We start from the raw sequence: 9,502 nt of genomic DNA, 5'->3' as shown, positions 1-9,502 counted from the left end.
AAAGTATTTGCCGTTCCAAGGTCGATTCCCATATCGTTTGAAAAGAAACCGATAATCTTATCAAATATCATTTTGATCCTTTAAGCGCTAATTTTTCTTGATTTTTTTATAAAAATCGGTTTTTCTTTTTTTGTTATAACATCTTTAGTTATTACAATCTCATATCCTTTATATTCAGGCAATTCATACATTATATCTACCATTATCTCTTCCATTATAGCCCTAAGACCTCTTGCTCCCGTTTTTCTTTTTATAGCCAAGTCGGCAATTGCCTCAAGAGCCTCTTTTTCAAATGTTAATTCAACATCATCGATTGCAAAAAGCTTTTTATACTGCTTAACAAGTGCGTTTTTGGGCTCAGTCAATATTTTTACAAAATCCTGTTTTGTTAGCTGATTTAATGTGGCTATCATATGAAGTCTTCCGATAAGCTCTGGAATCAATCCATACTGAACCAAATCGTCAGGTTCAACATAGCTTAAAATATCAAAATCGTCCATCTTGCTTCTTTTTTCTTGACCAAAACCCAATACATTTCCGCCAAGCCTTCTTTTTATAATATCGCTAAGTCCATCAAAAGCACCGCCACATATAAATAAAATATTTGAGGTGTCTATCTGGATAAACTCTTGATTTGGGTGCTTTCTTCCCCCTTTTGGAGGTATATTTACAACACTGCCTTCTATAATTTTTAAAAGGGCTTGTTGGACACCTTCGCCCGATACGTCCCTTGTTATGCTTCTATTTTCGCCAAGTCTTGAAATTTTGTCTATTTCATCGATAAAAATTATCCCTTTTTCAGCTTTTTTAACATCTCCGCCGGCCGCTTGCAAGAGTCTTACTAAAACATTTTCTACATCTTCTCCTACATATCCCGCTTCTGTTAGGCTTGTCGCATCTGCGATCGCCAAAGGAACATCCAAAAATTTTGCCATTGTTTGAGCCATAAGAGTTTTTCCGCTCCCTGTAGGACCTATAAGCAAAATATTTGATTTTGCGATTTGTGTATCATCATCTAATGTTTGTTGTTTAAATATTCTTTTATAATGATTATAAACCGCAACGGCAAAAATCTTTTTTGCCCTCTCTTGACCTATTACATATTGATCTAAAACCGCTTTTAACTCTTTTGGAGTTAAAAGCTCTTTATCAAATTCAACCTCTTCTTCAATCTCTTCTTCATCTTCACCAAAAAAGATCTTATAAGCAGAAATTATACAATTTTTACATATATATACGCCTTCACCGGCTATCAATGGATTTTCTTCGCTCTCATATGTTTTACAAAAACTACATCTTCTAAGCATCTACTAATTTTCCTTTCATCAATATTTAGTTGTTAGTTTTTAAATTTGGAATTGGGAATTTGGAATTGGGGATTGAGCCCTCTTATAATCTTGACTCTTACCACCTTACCCCCTTCTTCCTTCTCCCTTCTTCCTTCAACCTTTCACCTACCTTCTCAACCACTCAACTACTTTAACAAACCACAAATCTATCTCGCTTCGCTCACTACGATTTGCTTCAAGGTAAACTGGCTGTTCCTATGTTCGCCACTAAATTCCTTGAATTTAGGGCTCACATATAGTCACAGCCTTCGCTCGGGCACAAAAGCAAAGCAGTTTGCTTTCTAAAACCCTACGGGTTTTGCCCTTGCTCATCTAAAAGGTATTCCTCTTTTGGTCTCCATAATAAATTTTGCTAAATTTCTAACATACTCATTATCACTATCTTTATAAAGCTCAACAGCTACCTCTTGCAAAGGCTTTCTGTTTTGAAATAACTCTTTATAAGCTTTTTTTAAAGTATCTATAACATCTCTTCCAAGTTTTCTTCTTAAACCAACCAGATTCAATCCCTTCAAAACGGCACGATTACCTTCAGCTAAACAATAAGGAGGAATATCTTGATTAACGGCACTTGCTCCAGCTATCATAGCATAATCACCGATTTTTACAAACTGATGAATTGCACTAAGTCCTCCTATAACTACGTTATCGCCAAGTTCAACGTGTCCGGCTAACGTAGCGGCATTTGCTAAAATGCAATTATCTCCTATAACACAATCGTGCGCAACATGCACATAACCCATAAAAAAATTATTATTTCCTATAACAGTTTTTCCACCACCGCCCTTTGTGCCTGGATTAAAAAGACAAAACTCTCTAATTACATTATTATCACCAATTATTAACTCAACTTCTTCCCCGCTATATTTTAAGTCTTGAGGTTGTGAACCAATAACCGCATAAGAAAATATTTTTGAATTTTGGCCAATTTTTGTTTTACCATAAACACATGCACCATATTTTATTTCGCAGTTATCGCCAATCTCTGCATTGGCGCTTATAAAAACATTGGCCTCTATTTTTACGTTTTTACCGATTTTTGCACCATCTTCTATTATTGCTCTATCTGAAATCATTAATACTCCCAAAATTCATATCGCATTATTTTTAGTTTAACTACTTACTTTTCACCTATTTTAACCATTCTAACCAAAATCAACCACAAATCTACCTCGCTTCGCTCGCTACGATTTGTTTCAAGGTAAATCAGCTGCTCCTATGCTCGCCACTAAACTCCTTGAGTTTAGGGCTCGCATATAGTCGCAGCTTTCGCAAAGGCATGCAGGCAAAGCAGTTTGCCTGCTAAAAGCCTCCGGCTTTTGCCTTTGCTCATTTATCAACAATCATAGCTTTCAATTCCGCTTCAGCTACTAAAGTATTATCAACATAAGCTTTGCCATCAAGCACCCAAATATTTCCTCTATGCTTTATAACATTTAGTCTATACTCCAATCTATCTCCAGGTTTAACCGGATTTCTAAATTTAGCCTTATCTATACTCATAAAATATACCACTTTATCTTTTGCAGCTTCCTTATCCTCTTCAGAAGAGCTCAAAAAAGCCAAAACCCCGCCAGCTTGAGCCATCCCCTCTATTATCATAACCCCAGGATATATTGGATGTCCGGGGAAATGGCCTTCAAAAACAGGCTCGGAAATACTAACATTTTTATAAGCTATTATCGATTCATTTTCTTTAACTTCCACTACTCTATCTACCAACAAAAAAGGAAACCTATGAGGCAGTATCTTTTGAATCTCTACTACGTCTAGCATATTTTTACCTCTTTTAATTAAGATTTTTGATATTTTATCTTAATGTTACTAAATTTTCTCTAACATCGTTGTATAGTTCATATTTTAAGTAAATCTCAATTTTTGCTTGTGGTATCTCATCAACTACTATTATAGGACTCGTATCATAATCTTCAAAAGAGAGATGTTTCCTAACTTTTATCTCATTTTCAATATCCAAGGGATAAAAGTATAACTCTTTTACACTTTTAAAATCATACCCGCTAAGTTCATTGAAATATTCAAGTTTTATAAATCTAACCTGCTCTTTATTTAAATAAAAAACATTTGATAGTTCAAAATCGATTTTTCCTCTTATAAAATCTCTTTTAGAAGTTGAGTAAAAAAGAAAATATGAAGGGATTGTTCTTTTTTGAACTTTCACAAATGCCCTTAAAATTCTATAATTTAAAAAATTTTGTCTAATTATTTTATATTTTATATCTTTTTCTTCCAGTTCTACTCTTTTTTCATAAATTTTTAATCTCTCTTCGATAGATGCCGGAAGTATCGCCTTATTTACGCTAGATATCATCTCATCCATAAAAATATTTTGCTCTTCTCTTTGCTTAGTTAGCCCAAAAAGACAGCCGCAATAGTCTTGTCTATAAAGCTTTTCATTCTTGACTGTTTTTGCTTGCTCTTGAGTTCCTCCACCTTTTCTATAATCCACAAAAACAAACTCCACTCCAAGCTCTTTATCTATCTTTTTAGCGGAGTTTATAAGTTGTTCTTGAGATTTTTTAGGACTTACAAGTAAAGTGGTAGTATATCTTTTTTCTCCTATCTCTTTTGCTTTTTTTGCACTAACTTTTAGCCTCTTATCAAAGCAGACCATACATCTTGCACCCTTTTCTGGCTCATTTTCCAGTCCTTTTACAGATTTTAGCCAACTATCAAAGTCATACTCTCCTTCTATTAACTCAACTCCAAGTCTTTTACAACTTCTTTTTACGTCTAAAAGTCTCAATTTATATTCACTATATGGATGAATATTTGGATCATAAAAAAAAGCCACTATCTTTTCATTTGGAAAATCTTTTTTTAGTTTTTCTATAAAAAAGTGACTATCAACGCTACAACAGATATGCACTAACATTTACTACCTTATTCCTTTAGATCTTTTAGCCACTCGTTTGCACAAGCATCGCTTGGCATTCTCCAATCGCCCCTTGGACTTAAACTAATCGTCCCAACTTTTGGACCATCTGGCATACAGCTCCTTTTGAACTGATTGGCAAAAAATCTTTTTATAAAAACTTTTAACCATTTTTTGATAGTTTTTTCATCATAACTTTTTTTAAAAGCCAACTTTGCCAAAAAGAGTATTTTACTCGGTTTTGCTCCATATTTGATCATATGATATAAAAAAAAGTCGTGAAGCTCATATGGACCGATTATCTCTTCCGTTTTTTGCGCAATTTCTTCATCTCTTTTTGGCAAAAGTTCAGGTGAGACCGGAGTATTTGCTATATCTATCAAAATTTCGCTTACCTCTTTTTCCATTTTAGAAGCAACCCATTTTATAACATATCTAACCAATGTTTTTGGAACGGAAGCGTTTACGTTATACATAGACATATGATCTGCGTTATATGTAGAAAATCCCAGAGCTATCTCGCTTAGATCTCCGGTTCCTACCACCAAACCGCCCTCTTTATTGGCTATATCCATTAAGATCTGGGTTCTTTCTCTTGCTTGAGCGTTTTCATATGTTATATCATGAATTTTAGGATCGTGTCCAATCTCTTTAAAATGCTCCAAAACCGCCTCTTTTATATCTATCTCTTTAAAATCAACTCCCAACAGCCTGCATAAATTTTTAGCGTTTTCGTATGTTCTGCTGGTAGTGCCAAATCCCGGCATAGTAATAGCTATAATATCTTTTCGATCCCTTTTTAAAAGATCCATCGTCCATATACAAACCAACAAAGCCAATGTAGAGTCAAGACCTCCCGAAATTCCAAGTATTAGTTTTGGATCTCCTATATGTTCAACTCTTTTTGCAAGACCGGCTGATTGAATATTAAATATCTCTTCGCATCTTCTGTTTTTAGCTTGAGGATCGGATGGAACAAAAGGGTAAGGATCTATAAATCTATCAAGTTTTTTAATACTTTTTAACGACTCTATCTTTATCTCCTTAAAATCCAAAATTTCGCTATCTTTATATGAAGTTTCGTTAATTCTTGTATATATGAGTCTTTCTATATCAATATCTGCCGTAATTATTTGGCTATCTCTTTGAAATCTACTATTTTCTTTTAATATAGTTCCGTTTTCTGCGATTATCAAATGTCCGCCGTAAACAAGATCCGTTGTAGACTCGTAAACTCCGCTTGAAGCGTATATATAGCCCGCAACGCATCTTGCGCTTTGAGTTTTAACAAGCTCTTTTCTATACTCATATTTTCCAACATATTCGTTACTTGCAGAAAGATTAAAAATCATATTGGCCCCGGCGATCGATTGATAAAAAGATGGAGGTATAACAGACCATAGATCCTCACATATCTCTATCCCAAAAAGAAGCTCTTTATGTCTAAAAAGCAGATCTACTCCAAAAGAGATTTTTTTGCTAAAAAGCTCAACACTTTTATCTCTTATATCTTTTCCGCTGACAAACCATCTTTTTTCGTAAAACTCTTTATAAGTTGGAAGATAACTTTTTGGAACGATTCCTAAAATTTCTCCTTTTTGACAAACAAAAGCGCAATTGTATAGTCTATTTTTAAATAAAAAAGGGGCTCCAAGTATATATACTATATCAAGATTTTTTGTTGAGGTTAGAATATCTTTTAAATTTTTTAAAACCAAATCGTTAGAAATCTTTTGATAAAAAAGATCTGCTGCAGTATAAGAGGTCAAACAAAGCTCAGGAAATACCGCTATCGCTACATCTTTTTTATCAGCTTCAAAAATTAGAGTTTTTATCTCTTGGCTATTTTTTTTTATATCCTCAACCCAAACCTTTGGCGATATCGCCGCAACTCTTAAAAACCCGTGCACTATTTTTCCTTTTTATACATTTTTAAATTTTTTTTAATTATACCAAATAAATTAAACCAATTTTTTTTCCCAATTTGTTAGAATGTGAAAAATTATGAAAGGATTTTTAATGAAAAAAATAGTCTCTTTTTTAGCTATTACAACTCTATCTTGCTCACTTTTTGCCGCAGCATATAAAATACCAGAACAATCAATAAAATCTATCGCTTTAAGTGCCGCGTATGTGGCGGGGGCAAACGAAGCTGACGCCGCATATTTTAATCCGGCAAATATGAGTTTTATAAAAGATGGTCAAAAGTTTGAATTGTCCCTTACCGCCATATATCTACCAAAAATCGAATATAACGGCAAACAGATAACTTCTACATCGCCTTTGACTATGATGGATGCCGATAATAAAACAAAAAGCGAATCTTTTTTGGTTCCCCATATCCATTTTATCTCTAAAAAATATGGAAAAGTAAGATACGCTCTATCACTAACTACTCCAGCGGGTCTTTCAAAAAGATGGGAAAGTGCCCCGCAAAGCTGGAGCGCAAAGGAGTTTACCTTAAGAGTAGCAGAATTTAATCCAGCAATTTCTTATATGATAAAAGAAAATCTCTCTATTGGTGCGGGAGTTAGAGCAATTTTTACAGACGGGAAAATCAAATTAAATCCTCCAGTTAACTCATCAACATATCTAGACTACGATCTTAAAGGAGATATTAGAACTGTTTTTGGATATAACTTGGCTATTAGTTATAAAATGGATGATTCATTGTTTTTATCGGCTACTTATAGATCAAAAGTCAACTTAAAGGAAAAGGGTGATGCTACGATTTTGACTATTAACAACAACACCCTGATTAATAAAACAGATACTACCGGAAGAGTAACTATCCCTTTACCGGCAACTCTTGCTTTAGCGGCTGCTTTGGATATAAACGAAAAAGCTAAATTTGAGGTAGTTTACGAAAGAACTTTTTGGAGCAGTTATAAAAAATTAAAAATCGAGTTTGATAATGCAGCTTATAACATAGAAAAAGATAAAGATTGGAAAGATACCGATACTTTTAGGATAGGACTAACCTATAAAAATAGCGATAAATTAACTACTATGTATGGATTTAGCTATGACCAAACGCCTGTTCCTACAAAAACTTTAGGGTATGAACTACCGGATAGCGATGCTTTGATCTTTTCTTTGGGAGCTTTATACAGATATAATGAAAATATCTCATTAGGAGTGGCTTATCTATATGATTATAAGGAAAAAAGAGAGATTAAATTAACAGATCAAAATATAAACGGAATCGTAGGGGAATTTAAAAAGGGTGGAGCCCATCTTGTAAATCTATCTTTTAATTATAGGTTTTAGTTATGTTTAAATATAGATATAAAAATTTTTATGAAGTTTTAGAGTATCACGCAAAAAAAAGACCAAAGCATATAGCTTTATTTGATGAGAATAGAAAAATAACATATGAGAGATTAAAATTAAAAGTTGATACATTTGCGAGATTTTTGGAATTTGTAGGAATTAAAAAGAGTGATAAAATCGCCTTGGTAGTAGCAAATTCAACTGAATTTATCGTAGCTTTTTTGGCTGCGGGGAAACTTGGAGCAATCCCGGTTCCTATCAATACATTTTTAAAAGAGGAAGAAATAGCTTATATTTTAAACGACTGCGAAGCTAAAATATTGGTAAGTTCCGCAAAATTTTCCAAAGAGACAAAAAATCTTTTTGATAAAACAAAAATCCAAAAAATTATATGGGAGGGAGAGTTTGAAGATTTAGACGAAAAAAATATAAGTTTTAAAGAGATTTTATCAAATTTAAAATCTCACGAAAAGATTCATTATAAACCTCATATTGATGATATCGCAACCATTATATACACCTCCGGGACTACGGGTAAGCCTAAGGGAGCGATTTTAAGTTATAGAAATATTTTTGCTAATATCTTAGGCGTAGAAAAACTTTTAAAAATAACGCCAAAAGATAGGTTTATAGTATATCTTCCTATGTTTCACTCCTTTACACTAACTGTTACTATATTAATGCCCATCTATTTTGCAAGTCCGATAGTTATAGTTAGATCAATCATCCCTTTTTCAAACATTATAAAACAGGTCCTTTTAAAAAGAGTAACTATATTTACTGGAGTTCCCGATGTTTATAAAGCACTCAGCAAAGCAAAACTTCCATGGTATTTTCACTGGTTTAACAAAGTAAAATATTATGTTAGCGGAGCAGCGGCGCTTCCGGAAGATACACTTAAAAGATTTAGCAAAAAATTTAAAAAAGGAAAACTTCTTGAGGGTTATGGACTGAGCGAATGTTCTCCAGTAGTAGCAGTAAACCTTCCAAACAAACAAAAACCAAAATCGGTAGGCCCCGCAATTGTCGGAGTAGAAGTAAAAATAGTAGATGAAGAAATGGTAGAACTTCCAAGATATGAGATAGGAGAGATTATCGTCAAAGGCGACAACGTTATGCAAGGGTATCTAAACCGCCCCGAAGCTACGGCTCAAACTATAGTAAATGGATGGCTAAAAACCGGGGATTTGGGATATATGGATGAAGAGGATTTTATATATATAGTAGATAGAAAAAAAGATTTAATCATCTCAAAAGGGATAAATATATACCCAAGAGAGATAGAAGAGGTTTTAATGAACAATCCTTTTATTAAAGCCGCTGCGGTAATCGGACAAAAAGATGAAAAAAGCGAAGAATTCCCGGTAGCCTATATTGAGCTTGAAGAGGGAGCCAATATAAAAGAAAAGGAGATAAAAAAATATCTAAAAGAGCATCTTGCCAATTTTAAGATTCCAAAAAATATATATATAGTTGACGAGTTGCCCAAAAACGCAACGGGAAAAGTTTTAAAAAGGGTTTTAAAAGAGAGGCTATCCTCTAATGTTTAAATTGGGTAAAATGGCTGAATGGCTGATTAAATTTAGCAATTAAGAAAAAGGAGGAAAATGAAGATAGCCATAATTGGAGGTGGCGGGGTTGGAGGATATATAGCCGCAATGTTAAGTGAGATTTTAGAAGTAGATCTTATAACAAAATCGATGGATAAAATCTTTATAAAACAAGATGGAAAAATTAAGGAGTATTTTCCAAACATAATAAAGCAACCACCGAAAAATAAAATATATGATATTGTTATTTTTGCTACAAAAAGTTTTGTTTTAAAAGAGTATATCGACCTAATTAAAGAGAATATCGATAAAGATACAATAATTTTACCTCTTTTAAACGGGATAGAACCATATATCCAATTAAAAAAATCTTTTCCAAATTCAAAAGTTTTAAAAGGAGCAATATATATCATCTCAAATAAAAAAGCTAAAAATTT

At 33.3% G+C, this 9,502-nt stretch carries 8 protein-coding genes; 3 read left to right on the top strand and 5 right to left on the bottom strand.

What is annotated here, in order from left to right; translation table 11 throughout:
* Positions 1–80: 80 nt before the first annotated feature.
* The 5 genes from clpX to AC30RD_RS01955 all read right to left on the bottom strand — a co-directional run bounded on the left by clpX (position 81) and on the right by AC30RD_RS01955 (position 6,155).
* Positions 81–1,307, bottom strand: a complete 1,227-nt coding sequence (gene clpX / locus AC30RD_RS01975) for an ATP-dependent Clp protease ATP-binding subunit ClpX (RefSeq protein WP_489492485.1) — start codon at positions 1,305–1,307, stop codon at positions 81–83.
* Between the two features lie 350 nt (positions 1,308–1,657).
* Positions 1,658–2,425, bottom strand: a complete 768-nt coding sequence (gene lpxA / locus AC30RD_RS01970; protein ID WP_489492484.1) for an acyl-ACP--UDP-N-acetylglucosamine O-acyltransferase — start codon at positions 2,423–2,425, stop codon at positions 1,658–1,660.
* A 253-nt stretch (positions 2,426–2,678) separates the two neighbouring features.
* Positions 2,679–3,125 carry a 3-hydroxyacyl-ACP dehydratase FabZ gene (fabZ, locus tag AC30RD_RS01965; protein ID WP_489492483.1) on the bottom strand — a complete coding sequence of 149 codons (447 nt, stop codon included), beginning with the start codon at positions 3,123–3,125 and terminating at the stop codon, positions 2,679–2,681.
* A 34-nt stretch (positions 3,126–3,159) separates the two neighbouring features.
* Positions 3,160–4,242 carry an epoxyqueuosine reductase QueH gene (locus AC30RD_RS01960; RefSeq protein WP_489492482.1) on the bottom strand — a complete coding sequence of 361 codons (1,083 nt, stop codon included), beginning with the start codon at positions 4,240–4,242 and terminating at the stop codon, positions 3,160–3,162.
* An 8-nt stretch (positions 4,243–4,250) separates the two neighbouring features.
* Positions 4,251–6,155, bottom strand: coding sequence for an NAD(+) synthase (locus AC30RD_RS01955; protein WP_489492490.1), 1,905 nt, complete (start codon positions 6,153–6,155; stop codon positions 4,251–4,253).
* 106 nt (positions 6,156–6,261) lie between these two features.
* Here AC30RD_RS01955 and AC30RD_RS01950 point away from each other — a divergent pair, with 106 nt between their 5' ends.
* The 3 genes from AC30RD_RS01950 to AC30RD_RS01940 form a co-directional block, all read left to right on the top strand.
* Positions 6,262–7,512 carry an OmpP1/FadL family transporter gene (locus AC30RD_RS01950; protein ID WP_489492481.1) on the top strand — a complete coding sequence of 417 codons (1,251 nt, stop codon included), beginning with the start codon at positions 6,262–6,264 and terminating at the stop codon, positions 7,510–7,512.
* Between the two features lie 2 nt (positions 7,513–7,514).
* The gene (locus AC30RD_RS01945) at positions 7,515–9,065 is read left to right on the top strand and encodes a fatty acid--CoA ligase (RefSeq protein ID WP_489492480.1); all 1,551 of its coding nucleotides are present in this window, start codon (positions 7,515–7,517) and stop codon (positions 9,063–9,065) included.
* A gap of 57 nt (positions 9,066–9,122) precedes the next feature.
* Positions 9,123–9,502: 2-dehydropantoate 2-reductase N-terminal domain-containing protein (locus AC30RD_RS01940; RefSeq protein ID WP_489492479.1), on the top strand; the 380-nt coding region annotated here is incomplete at its 3' end.

The sequence above is a fragment of the Nitrosophilus sp. genome (genome assembly GCF_982775275.1).
This window is presented reverse-complemented; position numbering and strand designations above follow the sequence as displayed.